An 18,076-nucleotide genomic window follows, 5' to 3' on the forward strand; every position below is an offset into this window, starting at 1 on the left:
GAAGGGAAAAGACGACAAGTTAGAGTTGACCAGGATCGATCAACTTCACGAGTCAGGGTGGGCGAACTGTGAGACCACGTGCGCAAGCAGCTCATGGACGCAGCTTCGGCCAGCAGGCGGGCGTCTATGACGAAGTGCGTCCCCGGTATCCCGATGCCGCCATCAACCTGGTGAGCAGCGAGTGGAGCGATCTGGAGATCTGTGACCTGGGCGCGGGGACAGGCATTCTCAGCAGTGCGCTGCTCGACCGCGGTGCGAATGTCATCGCCATCGATCCCGACGAGGTGGCATTGGCCAACAATCCCGCACGAAGTCTCGTGGGCAGTGCAGAGGATACGGGTCTGCCTGACGCCTGTGTCGATATCGTCACGGTGGCACAGGCCTGGCACTGGTTCGACGAGGCGGCGGCTGCGGCGGAGATCGACCGAATTCTACGGCCCGGTGGGCATCTGATCATCCTCATCAATCAGCTCGATGTGCGTATCGACTGGGTGCTGCGTCTGAGTCGGATCATGCATGCCGGCGATGTGTACCGTCCCGCGTACCGTCCGAGCCCTGCAGGCTTCGACCTCCTCGACCATGCGCTGGTCGAGTTCAGCACGCCGCTGCCTTTCGAGGGCATCATCGATCTGGCTAGGACTCGTTCCTATTGGCTGCGTTCGAACCAGACGACGAGGTCACGGGTCGAGTCGAATCTGCGTGAGTACTTCTCCGTCGAACAGCCTTTCGACGGTGAGCTTGACCTGCCCTACATGTGTCTGGCCTATGTTCTCAGGTCTCACGGCTGAACCACAGAGAGCCTCAGGACACACCAGCTCTGAACCTGAAGAAGCGGGCCGCACCGACTGGTGCGACCCGCTTTCAACGGTTGAGTCTGTCGATCAGGCGCCAGCCGGATCCTCATCCTGTGCGGGGGAGGTTTCGACGACCTCGGTGCCTCTGGTCGGGTTGGAGTGTGAGACGTTGATCTTGCGTGGCCGAGCTTCCTCTGCCACCGGGATTGTCAGCGACAGCACGCCGTCCTGGTAGTCAGCCTGGATCCGGTCGAGTGCGACCCTGTTGCCGAGGGTGAGCTGACGGGCGTAGGTGCCGGTCGTGCGTTCCCGGGTCAGCCATTTCACATCCTTGTCCGCGACATCAGACTGTCGCTGAGCGCGAACTGTCAGCGTGCGATCCTCGACGTCGACATCGATGCTGGACGGATCCACACCCGGCATGTCGATACGAGCGACGAAGACCTCTCCATCGCGGTAGAGATCCATGGGAAGCGAAGTGGAGTTCGGGGTGCGAGTCACTTCCGAGAAGAATCGATCGAGGTCACGGATGGGGTCAAAACGTGTAGCCATGAGCTTCCTTTCACTAGGTCATTACATTGAGTCAAACACACTCAACTTTGAAATGATTCCCATCTCATGAAATTCTCAGTCTCGTGAGTCTCGTTCCGGTTCTTCTCGCCCTTGTTCCCGTCGCTGTCTTGATCATCGGCGGCAGCGGACTCAAACGACTCCCAGGTTTCACGAATTCAGAATTCTGGTCAGGAGCGGAGAAACTCGCGTACTACGTCTTGCTGCCCGTGCTGCTGTTCTCCTCGGTCGCCGAGGCCAGCGTCGCACATGCTCCGCTCGGGCGGGTGACGGCAGGCCTCATCGCTCCGACAGTGCTCGTGTCGATCCTCATCATTGTGCTGCGCCTGTTCGTGGCTCGTGACCTGCCGTCCTTCACCTCGGTGCTGCAGGGTGGGATTCGCTTCAACACGTATATCGGACTGTCGATATCGGCGAGTCTGTTCGGGGCTGAAGGCAGCGCCCTGGCTGCCATCGTCGCGGCCGTCCTCGTACCCACGGTGAATATCATATCCAGTCTCGGATTCGAGTTTCTGCGTACCGGCCCCAGCTCCGTTGTCGGGATCCTCCGCGTCGTCGTGACGAATCCGCTGGTCATCGGGTGCGCGGCCGGGGGACTGTTCAATCTCACCGGCGCACAAGTTCCGGATGTCGTCGACTCGGTGCTGTCTCCGTTGGCGGCTGCGGCTCTGCCGATCGGACTGCTGTGCGTCGGCGCGGGTCTGCGGCGGTTCCCGTTGCGGGCGCATGTAGCCGCCATGGTCAATTCCACCGTGACCAAGCTCATCGTCTTACCTGCGCTGACCTTGCTCGCTCTGGTCCTGCTCGACGTTCCCACCACGCCTGCTCTGGTCGCCATGATCTTCCAGTCGATCGCCACGGCAAGTTCCGGTTATGTCATGGCCCGCCAGCTGGGTGGAAATGCTGAGCTGATGGCCGCACTCATCGCGGTGCAGACCGTTCTCATGCTTCTGACTCTTCCCTTTGTCCTGCTCGTCTCCCAAACTGTGCTCGGAGCCTGAGGGCACCAACTTCGTACTCAGAGAGTTGAGAGCCACGAGAGCTGAGAGCGGCCGAGCCCAAGTTGGGTCCGGCCGCTCTCAGTAGGTCCGACTGCGACCAGCGGTCACTCGTCGATGATCAGGATCTGTCGATCATTCGCTGTCGGCCTTGATTTCAGGGTGACGTGATCCGAGCTCGGAATCGATCCGGAGCAGTCCGGATCCGCTGTCTGCAACATGGTCCAGGCGACCGATGATCTCCGAGATGGTCGATTCCTCTTCGACCTGCTCGTCGATGAACCAGTGCAGGAGCGGCAGGACGTCGAGGTCGCCTTCCGACTGCGCGGTACGGTACAGATTCCGGATCGACTCGGAGACCTTCTCCTCATGAGCCAAGGCTGCCTTGAAGTAGTCGATGGGCTGTGAGCCCGAGACCTTCGGAGCAGCGATGTCACCGATCTGGGGAGCGAAGTCGCGATCCTGGCAGTGCTGGATGAACTTCGCTGCGTGGACCTGCTCCTCTTCGGACTGCGCACGCATCCAGCGGGTCATTCCGGGGAGGTCGAGATCGTCAAGCTGGATGGACAGTTGCAGGTAGACCATCGAAGCCTCGAGTTCGAGGGTGACCTGCTCGCCGAGGACCTTCTGCATAGCGGGGCTCAAGTGCATATGTTTCTCCTTCGCGATACGAGACGGATTCATTCCGTCCTCATGTTCCATAGCCTGACACCTTTTCTAGAATGGTTCCAGTGTGGGAAGGCTCGGCAAACAATGATGAGGCATGGCATACCTGACCCAGCAGATTCGGCGAGTCTGCCGATGCCGTGGCTATGGACATGCAGCTCTGGCCGGTGCCAAGCTGGATCCATGCAGGATCGAATCGACGAACTCACGCAATGGCAATCAACCGACGACGCACTCCATGCACGATTCCTGACTGGATCCTTCGTCAGCGGAGTCGCGTTCATCAACGCAATCGCCGACGCGGCGGAAGCCGCAGGCCACCACCCGGATGTGGACCTGCGGTTCCCACACGTGGACATCTCCCTGACCACCCACGATGCTGGGTCGATCACCGCCAAGGACATCGATCTGGCTGCTGAGATCTCCCAGATCGCACAGGCTCAGGGCATCGGCGCCGAGAGCTGAGGGTGGCGGCGATGGATCTGTGTCGCTGTTTCGAAGGCATGCGCCATGCGCAGCAGATCCACGTCAGCACCCGGCTTCGCGACGAGCTGGACGCCTACCGGCAGCCCTGAGGTCGAAAAGCCGGCAGGCACGGAGATCGCCGGGCACCCGGTGGCCGAGATGAGGCACAGGGCCCGCATCCAATCGAGATAGTTCTCGAGCCCGACCCCGTTGATCTCTGTGGGATATTCGATCGTCGCGTCGAATGGAAGCACTTGACAGGTGGTGAGCACCAGGAGATCGTGCTCTCCGAAGAACCGCTCGATCTCTCCATGCAGTCGGGCACGAGCACGGTCGGCGGAGACCACCTCGGCGCCGGTGAGCTTGAGTCCCATCTCAATGTTCCAGACTACGGAGTCCTTGATCTGATCCGGATGCTTCTCGAGCAGAGGGCCCCAGGAATGGACGAAATCCAGCGCACGACGGACGTTGAAGACCTCATCGGCATCGCCGAGGTTGGGGATCGTGTCGACGACGCCCGCCCCGAGTGAGGAGAACACGTCGGCTGTGCCTGCCACGATCTCGTGCACGTCACTCTCAACGGGAAGCAGCCCATTCAGATCCGGGCTGAATCCGATCCTCACACCGCTGAGGTCGGGTTCGATATCGGCTCCCAGGCCGAACTCGGGCAGATCGAAGACGCTGCCCGGCTCGCCGATCGAACGAGGTCCGCCGGGCTCTGGTCCGGCCGCCGCACTCATCGTCAGCGCCACATCGGAGACCGTGCGCGCCATGAAACCGCTCTGTGCCAGCCACGCGAACGGGTTGCCGGGAAGTGTGTGCGGGATTCGCCCATTCGAGGGGCGGAAACCCACGACATTGTTGAATGAGGCGGGGGAGCGCAGCGAGCCTCCCATGTCCGAGCCGTCTCCAGTGGCCTGGATGCCGGCGGCTAGGACTGCGCCGACTCCACCGGAGGAACCCGACGCAGATTTGGACGTGTCATAGGGGTTGACCGTGGTGCCGAAGACCGGGTTGAAGGTGTGGGAACCCGCCGCGAATTCCGGAACATTGGTCTTGCCCGTCGTGTTGACACCGGCAGCCTTGAGGCGAGAGATGATCAGCGAGTCCGAGTCCGGAACGCGATCAGCCATGATGGGCGAGCCCCAGGTGGTGCGCAGTCCCGCGGTGTCGTGTGTGTCCTTGTGCGTCATCGGCACTCCGTGCAGGGGCCCGATCGGCTCGCCCTTCGCCACCGCCTCGTCAGCCGCGCCGGCACGTGCCTGCGCGGCTTCGTCATCACGGGTGACAACCGCATTGATGGCCGGGTTGAGGGTATCGATGCGGGCCAGATGATCGTTGAGAGCCTCCCGGGCGGAGATTTCCTTCCTCGCGATCTTGGCCGCCAGCTCACGCGTGGACAACCAGCGCAGTTCCTCGCTCACCGTCTCACTTCCCAACTGTGCTGAGAACGGCACTCAGGCCCGCACGAATGCCGGTCTCCAGAGTGGTTTCGACATCATCGGGGGCGAAGAACGGGGAGTGATTTCCTGCTGGTGGTTCGTCGCCGTCGAATTTGGCGGGAGAGTACCCTCCGAAGAACCAGTACACATATGGCACGTCGATGTCGTCGCCGAAGGCTCCGAAATCCTCGCTGCCTGTCACGGCCCGGTCCAGGTGCACCTGTTCCTCGCCGAGTTCGGCTCCGAGCACGTCGAGGAACTGGTCAGTGGCTGCTGGGTCGTTGTAGCAGCGCGGGAATCGGTACATCTCTTCGATGATCGGCTCGGGAGCGCCGGAGGCCTGAGCTTCTGCGACGATGATCCGTTCGACGCGGTTGAGGACGACCACACGCACTTCCTCGTTGAAGGTGCGGATGTTGAGTTTGAATTCTGCGGAGTCGGGAATGATGTTCTCCTTCAGGCCGCCGTGGAAGGTGCCCACTGTGACCACAGCCATGTCGCGGCCTGAGATCTCTCGCGACACGATGGACTGCAGCCGAGTGATCATGTAGGCACCGAGGACGATCGGGTCGACTGAGCTCTCAGGCTGTGAGCCATGCGCCTGCTTGCCCCTGACTGTGACTTTGAGACAGTCGGACATGGCCATGGCGGTCTCTTTGGCCACGTAGATGTGTCCGGCCTTGCCGGGCCACACATGCTGTCCGTAGATGACCTCCGGTTTGACGATCGATTCCCAGAGACCATCGTCAAGCATTGCCCGCGCACCCTCGCCGGTCTCTTCACCCGGTTGGAAGATCATGACCACGCTTCCTGACCACAGATCTTTGTGCTCGACGAGGTAGCGGGCCACATACAGCCCGACGGTGATGTGCGTGTCGTGGCCGCAACCGTGCATGACCTTTGTGGTCGACCCGTCGGGAAGTGTTCCCTCCGCGGTCGAAGCGTAGTCGTATCCGGTGTCTTCGGCGATCGGCAGTCCGTCGGTGTCGGCCCGGTAGGCCACGACAGGTCCTTCGCCGTTCTCGATGACGCTGACGATGCCGGTGCCGCCGAAGGTGTGGGTCTCAAGTCCCAGTGCTTCGAGCGTGGAACGAATGGTGGCGGCTGTCTGAGTCTCCTGCATGGACAGCTCAGGCGTGCGATGGAAGTCCTTGTAGTCGGCGACTGTCTGAGCGAGGTTGGCCGAAATGGCGTCCCTGAGGGAGGTATTGAGCGACATGATGTCCTTTCACGGTGGGTGTCTTCGATGATCTCAGGTATTCGGGGCTGAGTGCCGAGGTGATCGTCAGTTGATCCCGACGTTGTCGCCGTCGCTCGGCCCCGTCTTGTCGGTCATGGTCTTGTTGCGTGTGAACCAAGTGATGGTGATCGTCACGATGACGACGATGGCAACATCGCCTGAGGCCAGGACCGGGACGAGCGGAATGAGGACGAGGATGACGAGAGCGGCCGCGCCCAAAGCGATGAGCGTGGATTTGACCTGTCTGAGTGAGGCGATGAGCTGGACCGTGACTCCGCCGAGGATGGCCGGCAGAATGTAGAGCTTGGCCACGAGCGTCACCGGCTCGGGGATGATCGAGACCAGCCAGGTGCCGAGGATTCCGACGAAGAGCACCATGGATGCCACGTGGATCAACGCTGCGCCGCAGATGGCCATGGTCGCGGCATATTCGCCCTTGCGTGTGCCTGGCTTCACTCCGATGGTGTCCTGGGCGACGATCGCCGACGGCAGCAGCTTGTTCGAGATGTTGCCGATCAGGAATGCCTGGTACATGCCGGCCGGCCCCAGGATCGGGAAGTAGGTCAGCGGTTCGACGATGTAGAAGACACCGTAGACGGCGAATACGGCCAGAAATCCCTTGACGATCTCACCGAGGTTGACGTTCGCATCCGCAAAGAACAGGAGGTAGAACGGCACCGAGGTGGCGATGAGGAACCCGATGAACAGCGTGAGCGAGCCCCACTTGGTCGTCGTCCGCTCGAAGGCCGCGTGTGAGGGTGACGTGATGATGTTCGACATGATGTTCTCCTCAGGCTTCGGGTGCGCCGAGACCGGCATAGTGGGCGAAGTAGGACGCAATCAGGCCCACAAGCAGGGAGATTCCAAGTCCCCATTCCTTGAGCCACGGCTGTTTCAAGGTCTTGGCGAGGAAGAGACAGATCGTCATCACCACGGCGGAGACGAGGATCGCGATGACGTGCGTCGGGGATTTCGGGAGTTCCCGGAACGTCAGCGCGGCGAAGGCCGCGAGCAGCGCCGCGCCGGGGATGATGGACATCAGTGCAGGATTGACCTTCTCCAGCTTGTGGGAGCTTCGTTTGAAGACCGGAGTCAGGATCAAGGTCGAGATCATCCACCCGGCCCCCGAGAGGCTCATCGCCATGAGTGCGACGATGAAGACGCCGCGGGTGAATGTCTCATCGCCGAGACTCGAGCCCATGGTGCCGGCTGCGATCGAGGCCGAGGCGACCTCCGTGGCCGCGGACCCGATGAGACCGACGCGGACGACTACCGGGGGAGTGCCGAAGAGGGGCAGCAGGGCGATGGCGACGAGGACCACGGACAACGAGGGTCCGATCGCCGCAACTCCACCGGCTCTGAATGCCGACTTGACCTCCTGCTGGCTCATGCCGGCCGATTCGGCGTTCTTCTTCACCGCATTCATGTAGATGAGTGATTGGACGACGACGACACCCATGACTGCCAATGCCAGAATCCAGAGAACAGGGGCATTCGCGAGGCCGAGATAATCGGCCGATCCACTTGCCATCACCATAGCGGGGCTCCTCACTTCCTTGTCGGAGTTGCTCACAGCGACCGGTCCGCGTCGTTGTGGTCCGCATCACTTGTGTCAGTAACCTATACCGAGTCGGGGGCTCAATGGCCATCTGCGAGCCGACTTCCCGATAGGCGAGAATAGAGTTCTCAATGACGGTCATCAGTGAATTCGATGGGTGACCTCGCGAGGACATCGACGTGAAGGATAACTTGAACAATGAACGATCCGGACATCGACACGTACCTCGATCGAGCGGAGGTCTGCTGGGTGACAGCGCTTTCGAGAGTCTCGGTCGGCGACCTGGGCTCGACGAGCGGATGCCCCGACTGGACGAGCGAGGAGCTGATCAATCATCTGATCGGCGGGGGACTGCGCTATGCCGAACTGCTCGCGCAGAAGCCGCCGGAAGAGGTTGAGGCCACGCGAGGTCAGAACCACCTCGGCGAGGATCTTCTCGAATCTTTCTGGGCACATGAACGGGAGTTCCGAAGAATCGCGGGGGACTGCGACCTCGACGCACAGGTGCCACATCGGATCGGGCCGCTGCCCGGGCACCAGTTGGTGCGGATGCGCATTCTCGAACTCGCACTCCATGCGGCCGATCTCTCTGTCGGCACAGGCGACGAGTGGCCGATCGATGACGAGCTCGCTGAGTACATATGCGTCGAACTCGGTGAGCTCATTGGCCAGCTGGGGTCAGTTGGTGGCTACGCACCTGCTCAACCGAGTGATCGTACAGGCGAGAACACTCAGGTTTCCTCCGCCGAGCAGGTGCTCAATATCTCCGGTCGGGGAGGCTCAGTCAGCGCCGTGCTGCCACCACACACTTCCGGGCGATGACCACTCTGCCAGGAACTGGCCCTCAGTGGCGCTGCTGTGTGCGTCCGCGCACCAGAGCCTTGTCCCTGTCCGGGTCGGCGAAGATGAGGGTCAGGACTGCGCCGAGCGCGGAGGCAAGCCCGAGTGCCTGAAAGGCTGTCGCATAGCCGAGACCGGGTGTCGCGGCGGCATCGACGATGAGCCCGGTGACATAAGGGCCGATCAATCCGCCGACGGCCATGATCGCCAGGAAGATCCCCAGAGCCCCTGCCGTCTGCCTGGGCGGGCAGATCTCCGAGACGGCTGCGTTGCACAGCGGCAGGACCACCACGCCGACACCGTACCCGATGGACACAATGGCAACGGCGCCGGGCGAACTTGAGATCGAGGGCAGGAAGAAGAGTATCCCGCCGCCGAGGACCACGCAGATCGAGGGGGCCACGATGCGCACGAACCGTGAAGACCAGCCCTTGGCCAAGAGCCGATCCGAGAGCAGAGTCCCGCCGATGAGGCTGACCAGCCCGGCGATCGAGGGAATGGCCAGCATGGATCCGGACTGGAGTCGACTGTATCCGAGGCCGACTTCGAAATAGGACGGAAGCCAGGTGAGGACGACGGTCACGAGGGCGTAGATGCTGGCGACCAGGAAGGCTCCGCTGATGAATGTCCTAGTCAGCAGAATCCTGCGCCAGGGAACCCGCGGTTCCTCGTTGGGATCGACCGAATTCTTAGTCGCCTTCGCTGGAATATAGGGCCCCACTTCCCAGTACCGGGTCCAGAAGAAGCACCAGACGACGCCGAGAACAGCCATTGTGATCAGCGCACTGCGCCATCCGAATGTGACCGAGAAGTAGGCGAGGAGTGGGGCCAGAGCAATCTTGGAAATCGACGCTGCGCTGGCCAAGAGTGCGCCGGGGAATCCGCGCTTCGCCGGGGTGTGCCAGGAATAGGTGGCAGTATGGATAAGAGCCGAACTCGGCCCTTCAGCGAGCCCGAGCAGCATTCGTGAGACGACCAGGACTCCGAACGTGGCGGCGAAGACCAGCGGCAGCATCGCGAAGGCCCAGACAAAGGCCAAGACGATGAGAACGGTGCGCAGAGACAACCACTTGTTCAGCGCCCCTGCGAAGAATCCACCGACGGTGAAGGCAAAGAAGAACAGGCTGCCCACGAGCCCGATCTGCGAAGCACTGATGCCCAGCTCGTCCTTGAGGGACTGGGCGATGATGCCGAATGCAGCCTTGTCACCGTAGTTGACGACATACAGGACGACCAGCAGCGCAGTCAGCGACCATGCCTTGCGCCGGGACTCTGTGCCAGGAACAGCAGTTGAGGTTGGGGGAGAGGTGAGCTTTGATGAGACCATGATGCTTCCTTGCGTCGTGGTGGCGATCGACACAACCAGCCCTGCTTGAGTGGGGCTAATCACATTCACCATAGTGAACGTTCGTTAGAAAGGTCAATCGGCGAATAGAGAATCCACAGGGGAGCGCGAGCATCGCTCTAAGCAGACTTCTTCCTTGAGACGTACATCGTAATCTCCGCAGAGACATACACCTGACCGTCGGCATCGAGGACTTCAACCGGGACGACCACCTCCATGGGCTCGTCGCCGAACTCAGGAATCGCGTCAAGGCGTGCGATCGAGGTGACACCAGTGGTGGACTTGGACTTGTACTCAACGGTCATGCCCATCGGAATCCAGCGATGCGTGGGAGGAATCGTCGCATCGACCATCACGCCGGCAGCGATCTCAGCCATATTGCATGAAGCGATTGCGTGATAGGTGCCGAGGTGATTGTGCACGCCGCGACGATTCGGGGCACTCACGCGACACAAGCCGGGACGCAGCTCGTGGATCAGAGGGTGAACCGTACGGAAGTAAGGAACTTTGAAACACACGGCCCGAGTGAAGAGCCAATTGCCGAATGGCACCTTCTGCAGCTTCTGCCAGATCCTCAGGTTCGCTGCAGGCGCGACGGTCCCCGTGGACTCGGTACCGCCGGTGGCCTCTGCATCAAGTGCAGTCTGCGTGTTCATCGAACGTCCTTTCAGCGAGACGGAAGCGTGGACCCCAGTATAGTGACATCGAGCACATGCAGGGGAGCGGGACGCCATCGCACAATCGACAACCACGCTGAGTCCGCGTCGATCAGTATCTTGGCGCGGCGCTTGGCCATCATCTTGATTCAGCGCGTCGAAGCAGACAGGACTGGTCCAACCAGTTCAGATCGAAGCTCGGAGCCGCAAACGACATGCAGATGCGGATGCACGATTCGCCGAAGGGCGCCGGGACCAACGTTTCACGTCAGGTCGAAGGCCGCGCCGGAACAATCTGTGATGATCGACGAACGCAGCACAATAGCGACATAGATCTTTCGCAGAGTCCATAGCTGGCGCACGAAAGGAGGGGGCTGAGAATGGGGTACTTAACATAATGTATATTATCGGCTTTACCCACACGCCTGCACCGAGGAGTCCCACAACACACATAACAGCACAATGATCAGAGCCGCCGTACCCGCATCCAACATATCAATCCATCGGACATCAACCAGGCATCAATGGCAACGGCCGCGGATGGCTCGTCTGCCATCCGCGGCCGTCATTGTGCTGAACTGCTGAACGTGTGTCAGGGCTGACCAGGTGTCAGCCAGTCGCGTTCGGCTCAGCTGCCGACTCAGCTGCCGCCGAGTCCGACCTTTCCGTCATCCTTGGACCCGCCATCGTCCTTGGATCCGCCGCCGTCATCTGCGGCGCCGTTGGCTTTCGTCAAGCCAGCCTCGTCACCGCAGACCGGCCATGCACCCGGACCCTGCTCCTTGAGGGTCTTCTGAGCAACGTCGATCTGCTCAGCCTTGCTGGCCTTGTGAGGCATGCCCTCACCGCCGAACGCGTTCCAGGTCTGCTCCGAGAACTGCAGACCACCGTAGTAGCCATTACCGCTGTTGATGTGCCAGTCACCGCCGGACTCGCACTCGGCGACCTTGTCCCAGACGCCGCCCGAGGACTGAGTCCCTGTGGAGGCCTGGGCCGGGCCGCTCATTCCCGTCAGTCCGGCGGCGGCAACCGCGCCGGCTCCTGCAACGAGGGCGACCTTGCGGAGGCTTGTGCTGTAGAGGTTCACTGTGTCATCTCCGTAATACGATTGCATTTCGGTTTTGTAACCCGGTCGTTACCGAGCCGTTATACACGGTAACGGATCTGACGCAAGGAGTGAACCGGAATCCACCCCTGAGCCCTCAGAATCGACGCACAGAAGCCACAACGCGAACTGAACGCGCTGCGCCCATGGACGACTCCCCTGACTGTGTTTGGCTCCCCCGTCGTCAGGCTGAAACACCTGAGACTCGTCAGGCTGAAACACCTGAGACATAGGCCGCCAGATGCTGAGCGGTCAATGTCATGTTCGGCCTTGAAGCAGAGGCGACGAGCTGTTCCGGAGTGCCTTCGAATACAACTCGGCCACCGTCGTGACCAGCACCGGGACCCAGATCGATCATCCAATCGGAGTGGGCCATGACCGCCTGATGGTGCTCGATGACGATGACCGTCTTCCCTGCATCTGCGAGACGATCCAGCATGTCCAGCAGGTTCTCCACATCGGCAAGATGCAGGCCCGTCGTCGGTTCGTCGAGGATGATGACAGGTGCAGAGTCCGCAGCTTTGGCTGAGAGATGCGTAGCCAGTTTGAGGCGCTGCCGCTCGCCACCTGACAGGGTCGTCAGCGGCTGACCCAGACTGATATAGCCGAGACCCACCTCGGCGAGGTGCCCGAGGATCTTGCTGACAGCAGGGATTCGTGACTCCCCTGCGGCAAAGTAGTCGATCGCCGCAGTCACCGGCAGATCGAGCACCTCACGAATGTTCTTGCCGGCCAGAGTGTAGTCGAGGACTTCCGCCTGGAATCCCTTGCCCTCACACACATCACAAGGAGCCGACATTCCCGCCATCATTCCGAGGTCGGAGTAGATGATTCCGGCACCATTGCAGACCGGACAGGCCCCTTCCGAATTGGCACTGAACAGAGCGGGCTTGACGCCGTTGACCTTGGCGAAGGCCTTACGGATCGGCTCGAGCATGCCAGTGTAGGTGGCCGGGTTGCTGCGACGCGAGCCCTTGATCGCCGCCTGGTCGATCATGATCACGCCGTCCCGGCGACGCAGTGATCCTGCAATGAGAGTGCTCTTGCCGGAACCGGCCACTCCCGTGATGGCGGTGATCACACCCAGCGGCACATCGACATCGACGTCGCGCAGGTTATGCGTCTTCGCTCCCCTGATCTCGAGATGCCCGGTGGGTTCGCGAGTTGTCTTCTTCACCTGGGCGCGGTCGTTCAGGTGCCTGCCGGTGAGCGTGTCGCTGGCTGTGAGCTGATCGAGGCTTCCGATGAAGCAGATCTCTCCACCGGCCGTTCCCGCCCCAGGCCCGAGATCGACGATGTGATCGGCGATTCTGATGGTCTCGGGCTTGTGTTCGACGACGAGGACGGTATTGCCCTTGTCGCGCAATGCGATGAGCAGCCCGTTCATCGCGGCGATGTCGTGAGGGTGCAGTCCGATCGTCGGTTCGTCGAAGATATAGGTGACATCCGTCAGCGAGGATCCGAGGTGACGCACGAGCTTGATCCGTTGAGCCTCTCCCCCGGACAGCGAACCAGCCGAACGGTCTAAGGAGAGGTACCCGAGTCCGATGTCGACGAAGGCCTGAACATCTGCCGTCAGCGACCTCACAAGAGGGCCGACTCCCCCGTCGTCGATCTGTGTCAGCCAGTCGAGGAGGTCAGAGATCTGCAGAGCACACACATCGGCGATGGAGAGTCCTGCCAGCGAAGATCCGCGAGCCGCAGCGTTCAGCCTCGTGCCGGCGCACTCGGGACACTGCGTGTATACGACTGCCCGGTCGACGAACTCCCGCACATGCTTCTGCATCGCGTCGCGGTCCTTGGACAGAAACGAACGCCTGATCCGCGGAATAAGACCGTCGAAGGTCATGTTCGTGCCGTTGATGACGATCTTCTCGCCCTCGGCATAGAGAAGATAGTGCCGTTCGTCCTCTGAATAGTCAGCGATCGCCTTGTCCGGGTCGAAATAGCCCGACTCGGAGTAGAACCGCACAGTCCACCCACCGGGTTTGTATCCCGGTATCGTGATCGCGCCCTCGTTGAGAGATTTCGACTCGTCGACCACCTCGGCGATGTCGATGTCTGTGGCTGTGCCCATTCCCTCGCAGTGCGGGCACATGCCGCCGTTGACGGTGAAGGTCCGTCGCTCGACCTGTTCGTCGGTGCCTTTGTCGATGGTCACGGCGCCCTTGCCGCTGATCGAGGCCACATTGAACGAGTAGGCATTGGTCGTCCCGAGGTTCGGCTGAGCCACCCTGGAGAACAGAGTTCTCAGCTTCGCATTGATGTCGCTGACCGTGCCCACGGTCGAGCGCGGATTGGCTCCGATGCGTTCCTGATCGACGATGATGGCGGTGGTCAGGCCGTCCAGCACATCCACTTCAGGTCGCGCCATCGCGGGCATGAACCCCTGGACGAAGGCGCTGTAGGTCTCGTTGATCAGACGTTGGGATTCGGCGGCGATCGTCGAGAAGACCAAGGACGATTTGCCGGACCCGGAGACACCGGTGAAAACGGTGAGTCGTCGTTTGGGAATGTCGACGGAGATGCCCTTGAGATTGTTCTCACGAGCACCCTGGACACGAATCAGCTCATGGTTGTCGGCTTGATGCTGCATGCCGGTCAGCCGCGCTGCTGGACGCGGATCATGTTGCCGGCCGGGTCACGCAGTGCGAAATCCCGCAGACCGTAGGGCTGGTCCATCGGCTCCTGCACGATGTCTGCTCCCCTGGCCTCCACCTCGGCGAAGGCCTCATCGACGTTCGTGCTGGCCAACACGATGGCCGCATAGCTGCCCTTGGCCATGAGGGACTCAATGACCTCGCGTTCGGCATCGCTGATGGTCGGGTCGGTGATCGCGGGAGTGAGCACGATCGAGGTGTCAGGCTGGCCTTCGGGGCCGACTGTCAGCCACCGCATCTGTCCGGATCCGACATCGAGGCGGACCTCGAAACCCAGAACGTCGCGGTAGAAGGTCAACGACGCCTCGGCATCGGTGTGGGGCAGGAAGCTGGCGTTGATCGAGATATTCATGATCGTCATCCTAGTTCGGGTCGCCGGGCGGCACTTCTCGATTCCTGACGGGTCGAAGAACATTCTTGACGATGAACGTGGGCAAGTCGTGATCACCTTGGGCGACCCCGGCACGATATCGAGACGGTGAGAGCCCCACGAGTTCGCTGAACCGGGTGCTGAAAGTGCCCAACGACGAGAATCCGACCGCAAAGCAGATATCCGTGATCGACAGGTCACCGCGACGGATCAGCGCCATGGACCGTTCGATCCGACGCGTCAGGAGATACGAATAGGGCGATTCACCGTACGCGGCTCTGAACTGGCGGCTGAGGTGACCGGCTGACATGTGCACCCCGGCTGCGAGCTCCTCAACGTTGAGGGGACGGTCGAACTCTCTGTCGATCCGGTCGCGCACGCGTCGCAGGAGGACCAGCTGGTGCACAGGCACATGGCCATTGCTGAACGTGTTCACCCCTCGTGGACTCCCTGGGTCAGGGTCTCACCACGGAAGTAGCCGGGATGCCTGCGGGATTGGATGATCATGATGACCACGCCCAGGAGCAGGACTCCGATGCCCAGCACGAAGACCAGTCCGATGCCGAAGACCGAGGATCCTGAGCCGTAGTCGGGGTCGAGGGAGTCGATCGCGGTCGTCACGAAGATCACCAGCAGGGTCACTCCCCCGACCAGTGGGAAGAGGAACCTGAAGAAGAAGTTCTTTGCCCCCGCAAACAGCGACCGGCGGAAGTACCAGATGCAGGCCAGAGCGGTCACACCGTAGTAGAAGCAGACCATGAGGCCCAATGCTGTGATCGTGTCCCACAAGGCGTTTTCCGACAGCAGCCGCATGACGACGTAGAAGATGATCGCGGCCGCCGCCGAGGTGACAGTGGCCACCGATGGTGACTTGTACCTGGGTGAGATGTTGCCGTACTTCTTCGGCAGAGCACCGTAGTGGCCCATGGCAAGGATCGTGCGTGAGGGTGAGACCATCGTCGACTGCAGCGAGGCCACGGAACTCGAGAGGACGGCGATCGAGACGAGGACCGCGAAGGGCCCCATCACTGGTCCGGCGAGGGCCGCGAAGATGGATTCCTGATTCTCCGGATTCCCTGCCCCCAATCCGTCTGTGCCGACTCCGGCGAAGGAGATGACGGCGACGGTGCAGGCGAGGTAGATGATGACGATGGCCACGATCGTGAGCATTGCTGCGCGGCCTGGAGTCTTCTGTGGGTCCTTCGCCTCTTCGTTCATGGTGATGACGGTGTCCCAGCCCCAGAAGAGGAAGATCGACAGGGACACCGCCGCCGCGACGGTCGAGAAGTCGCCGGCCTCGGCGGGGTTGAACCAGCCGAGTTCGACCGGTGTCGCGTCGAAGGCGGTGCCATTGGACACGTGGACGAATGCCGCAATGACGAACCAACCGAGGGCAAGGACTTGGAAGGCCACCAGCCAGACTTGAATCTTCTGGGTTGCTTCGACACCCCGATAGGAGATCCATGCGGCACCCGCAGTCAGGAGGACGGTGACGGGAATGTTGATCCACAGCACTCGTGTGAGATCGGCGATCCCGGGGTCGGAGAAGATCTGAGCCAACAGCAGAAACAGGAAGTCCACGGCCACTGCGGCCAAGTTCGAGAGTACGAGGACCGTGGCCGAGATCAGCCCCCACCCTCCCATCCAGCCGAGCCACGGTCCGAAGGCACGTGTCGCCCAGGTGAAGGTGGTGCCGGAATCGGGCATGGCGGTGTTGAGCTCGCGGTATCCGAAGACGACGAGCAGCATCGGAACGAAGCCGATCAGCAGAATCGCCGGAGTGTGGACTCCGACCTGCGAAATCGTCGGTCCAAGACCCGAGGTCAGTGTGTAGGCAGGAGCAATGCAGGAGATGCCGATGATGGCACCGCCGATGGCTCCGACCTTGCCCGCGGACAGCCCTTTCGAGCTCAGGCCCGAGCCGGTGCCATCGGATGGGCTTCCGGGCGCGCTGGGAATTGGAGTTGCCGAGGTCATCAGCTCAACCTTTCAAGCGTGATTTCAGGTGCTCAGAATCTTTTCGGCAGTGTCCTGCCCGATTCTGACCGCACCGTCGACGTGCTGGTAACCATGTGCTGCGATGTCCGAACTCGCGAAATGGATGGGGCCGACTGGATCGTTCTGGAACTGTCCCCACCGGTGCAGTCCCCCAAGGTCGTAGCTCGTGGCATAGGCGCCTCGAGTCCACTCCTCGGCCCCGAAGTCAGACAGGTAGAACACCTCGGGTTCCAGGGCCTGCGGGCCCAGGAAGTCGGCCAGTGATTCTAGGATGCGCTGCTTGCGGGTGTCCTCGTCGAGGGCGAACATGGCATCGGCATTGACGTCGGAGATGAATCCGACGAGCGTCCCCTGTTCTTCGCCGTGGTTGGTGTTGTCATAGACCTCCTGCACCAGCTGCCCGGCACCGAATCCGGTTCCGCACAGGCCGTCTTCTCGCCAGAACGGTGTCTGATAAGTGGCGTGGACCTTGATCACGAGGCCCATCGACTGGTGCTGGTGGAAGACCTGCTGGAGGCGCGGCAGATGCGGGGTGTAGCTGATGCGCGAGTACAGGTTCGGCGGGACGGCCACAATGGCACACGCGGCCGACACGTTCATCGCATCGGCGCCGACTCTCACGGAATCGTCGGTCCACTCGATCGTGCGGACGGGGCTGTCCAGGTGGACGACGCCTTCGCCGAGTTCGGCTGCCATCTGCTCGGAGACCGACTGCATTCCTCCCACGACACGGCGGTCGAGGATGAAGTGGTCATCCACGAGATGAGTGAACGATCCCGCCGAGGCGGCCATGAGGATCGCCTGCAGTGCGGAGAATGCGGTGGCGGGCTTGGTCAGCATTCCCCCAGCGATGAACATGCCGATGTTCGCGCACGCGGTCTCATCGTCGGATTGATTCCGGAGCCAATGGTGGAAGGACACCGAATCGAGTTCGGCGGCGTCTTCGGCGTCCCACGGGGCGATCGGTCCGATGCGGACGGCGAGCTCGTCCAACTTCGCGATCAGACGTTCCATCTCTGCTTGGGTGGACTTCCCCACCGGGAACATATCGCCGCTGTAGGCGGTGCGGGTGCCATCGGGTGCGATATAGACGCTGTCGCCCTCCCGGTAGCGCTGGTAGGTTTCCTTGCCCAGCTCAGTGACGAGTTGAAGCAGCGCCGTCTGGTCCGGTGAGATCCACTGGCCACCGATTTCGTACATCTGCCCGTCGATGTGATCGGTCCAGGTGCGACCGCCGACCCTGTCCCTTGCTTCGAGGACGACAACGTCTTTGCCTGCAGCCTGCAGCGTCCTCGCCGCGCTCAGGCCGGTCGGACCGGCTCCGACGATGACCACATCGCATGTTCGATCCGACATTCCGCACTCCTTC

General features: G+C 61.4%; 18 protein-coding genes. 4 read left to right on the forward strand and 14 right to left on the reverse strand.

Features of this window, described 5'->3' with window-relative positions; translation table 11 throughout:
* Nucleotides 1-68 precede the first annotated feature (68 nt).
* Nucleotides 69-788: a class I SAM-dependent methyltransferase gene (locus JFC13_RS05730; RefSeq protein WP_198396157.1), complete on the forward strand. Its 720-nt coding sequence runs from the start codon at nt 69-71 to the stop codon at nt 786-788.
* A 93-nt stretch (nt 789-881) separates the two neighbouring features.
* Here the strand turns inward: JFC13_RS05730 and JFC13_RS05735 are convergent, their stop codons facing one another.
* A complete protein-coding gene (locus JFC13_RS05735) occupies nt 882-1,346 on the reverse strand; it encodes an Hsp20/alpha crystallin family protein (protein ID WP_198396158.1) in 465 nt (154 codons plus the stop codon).
* Between the two features lie 83 nt (nt 1,347-1,429).
* Between JFC13_RS05735 and JFC13_RS05740 the strand changes: the two genes are divergently transcribed.
* Complete coding sequence (locus tag JFC13_RS05740) at nt 1,430-2,365, forward strand: AEC family transporter (protein WP_198396159.1); 936 nt, start codon at nt 1,430-1,432, stop codon at nt 2,363-2,365.
* A 132-nt stretch (nt 2,366-2,497) separates the two neighbouring features.
* On the opposite strand, the gene JFC13_RS05745 is transcribed toward JFC13_RS05740, so the two are convergent.
* On the reverse strand, nt 2,498-3,013 hold the full coding sequence (locus JFC13_RS05745) for a ferritin (protein WP_198396160.1): 516 nt from the start codon (nt 3,011-3,013) through the stop codon (nt 2,498-2,500).
* A 198-nt stretch (nt 3,014-3,211) separates the two neighbouring features.
* Here JFC13_RS05745 and JFC13_RS05750 point away from each other — a divergent pair, with 198 nt between their 5' ends.
* Nucleotides 3,212-3,493 carry a 4a-hydroxytetrahydrobiopterin dehydratase gene (locus tag JFC13_RS05750; protein ID WP_198396161.1) on the forward strand — a complete coding sequence of 94 codons (282 nt, stop codon included), beginning with the start codon at nt 3,212-3,214 and terminating at the stop codon, nt 3,491-3,493.
* Here JFC13_RS05750 and JFC13_RS05755 read toward each other — a convergent pair.
* The 4 genes from JFC13_RS05755 to JFC13_RS05770 all read right to left on the reverse strand — a co-directional run bounded on the left by JFC13_RS05755 (nt 3,469) and on the right by JFC13_RS05770 (nt 7,712).
* On the reverse strand, nt 3,469-4,917 hold the full coding sequence (locus JFC13_RS05755) for an amidase (RefSeq protein ID WP_198396162.1): 1,449 nt from the start codon (nt 4,915-4,917) through the stop codon (nt 3,469-3,471). The genes JFC13_RS05750 and JFC13_RS05755 overlap by 25 nt on opposite strands.
* 4 nt (nt 4,918-4,921) lie before the next feature.
* On the reverse strand, nt 4,922-6,154 hold the full coding sequence (locus JFC13_RS05760; protein ID WP_198396163.1) for an amidohydrolase: 1,233 nt from the start codon (nt 6,152-6,154) through the stop codon (nt 4,922-4,924).
* Between the two features lie 66 nt (nt 6,155-6,220).
* Nucleotides 6,221-6,955, reverse strand: a complete 735-nt coding sequence (locus JFC13_RS05765) for a hypothetical protein (RefSeq protein ID WP_198396164.1) — start codon at nt 6,953-6,955, stop codon at nt 6,221-6,223.
* Between the two features lie 10 nt (nt 6,956-6,965).
* Complete coding sequence (locus tag JFC13_RS05770; RefSeq protein WP_198396165.1) at nt 6,966-7,712, reverse strand: DUF5058 family protein; 747 nt, start codon at nt 7,710-7,712, stop codon at nt 6,966-6,968.
* 219 nt (nt 7,713-7,931) lie between these two features.
* Here JFC13_RS05770 and JFC13_RS05775 point away from each other — a divergent pair, with 219 nt between their 5' ends.
* Nucleotides 7,932-8,555: a maleylpyruvate isomerase N-terminal domain-containing protein gene (locus JFC13_RS05775; RefSeq protein WP_198396166.1), complete on the forward strand. Its 624-nt coding sequence runs from the start codon at nt 7,932-7,934 to the stop codon at nt 8,553-8,555.
* A 22-nt stretch (nt 8,556-8,577) separates the two neighbouring features.
* Here JFC13_RS05775 and JFC13_RS05780 read toward each other — a convergent pair whose 3' ends face one another.
* From JFC13_RS05780 to JFC13_RS05815, 8 genes are all read right to left on the reverse strand, one after another.
* Nucleotides 8,578-9,900 (reverse strand): MFS transporter, encoded by a 1,323-nt coding sequence (locus tag JFC13_RS05780; RefSeq protein WP_198396167.1) that lies wholly within the window; start codon nt 9,898-9,900, stop codon nt 8,578-8,580.
* A gap of 137 nt (nt 9,901-10,037) precedes the next feature.
* Nucleotides 10,038-10,574 (reverse strand): hotdog fold domain-containing protein, encoded by a 537-nt coding sequence (locus JFC13_RS05785; RefSeq protein ID WP_198396168.1) that lies wholly within the window; start codon nt 10,572-10,574, stop codon nt 10,038-10,040.
* A 640-nt stretch (nt 10,575-11,214) separates the two neighbouring features.
* Nucleotides 11,215-11,661 carry a transglycosylase family protein gene (locus JFC13_RS05790; protein WP_332839344.1) on the reverse strand — a complete coding sequence of 149 codons (447 nt, stop codon included), beginning with the start codon at nt 11,659-11,661 and terminating at the stop codon, nt 11,215-11,217.
* 226 nt (nt 11,662-11,887) lie between these two features.
* A complete protein-coding gene (locus tag JFC13_RS05795; RefSeq protein WP_198396170.1) occupies nt 11,888-14,275 on the reverse strand; it encodes an ATP-binding cassette domain-containing protein in 2,388 nt (795 codons plus the stop codon).
* Between the two features lie 5 nt (nt 14,276-14,280).
* Entirely contained in the window at nt 14,281-14,700 is a 420-nt protein-coding gene (locus JFC13_RS05800; protein WP_198396171.1) for a VOC family protein, read from the reverse strand.
* A 1-nt stretch (nt 14,701) separates the two neighbouring features.
* Nucleotides 14,702-15,145: a helix-turn-helix transcriptional regulator gene (locus JFC13_RS05805; protein ID WP_198396172.1), complete on the reverse strand. Its 444-nt coding sequence runs from the start codon at nt 15,143-15,145 to the stop codon at nt 14,702-14,704.
* On the reverse strand, nt 15,142-16,686 hold the full coding sequence (locus JFC13_RS05810; protein WP_198396173.1) for an APC family permease: 1,545 nt from the start codon (nt 16,684-16,686) through the stop codon (nt 15,142-15,144). The genes JFC13_RS05805 and JFC13_RS05810 overlap by 4 nt, the downstream gene beginning before the upstream one ends.
* Before the next feature lie 24 nt (nt 16,687-16,710).
* The gene (locus tag JFC13_RS05815) at nt 16,711-18,063 is read right to left on the reverse strand and encodes a flavin monoamine oxidase family protein (protein WP_198396174.1); all 1,353 of its coding nucleotides are present in this window, start codon (nt 18,061-18,063) and stop codon (nt 16,711-16,713) included.
* Between the last annotated feature and the right edge of the window lie 13 nt (nt 18,064-18,076).

The organism is Brevibacterium antiquum (assembly GCF_016107655.1).
GTDB classification, from domain to species: Bacteria; Actinomycetota; Actinomycetes; order Actinomycetales; family Brevibacteriaceae; genus Brevibacterium; species Brevibacterium antiquum.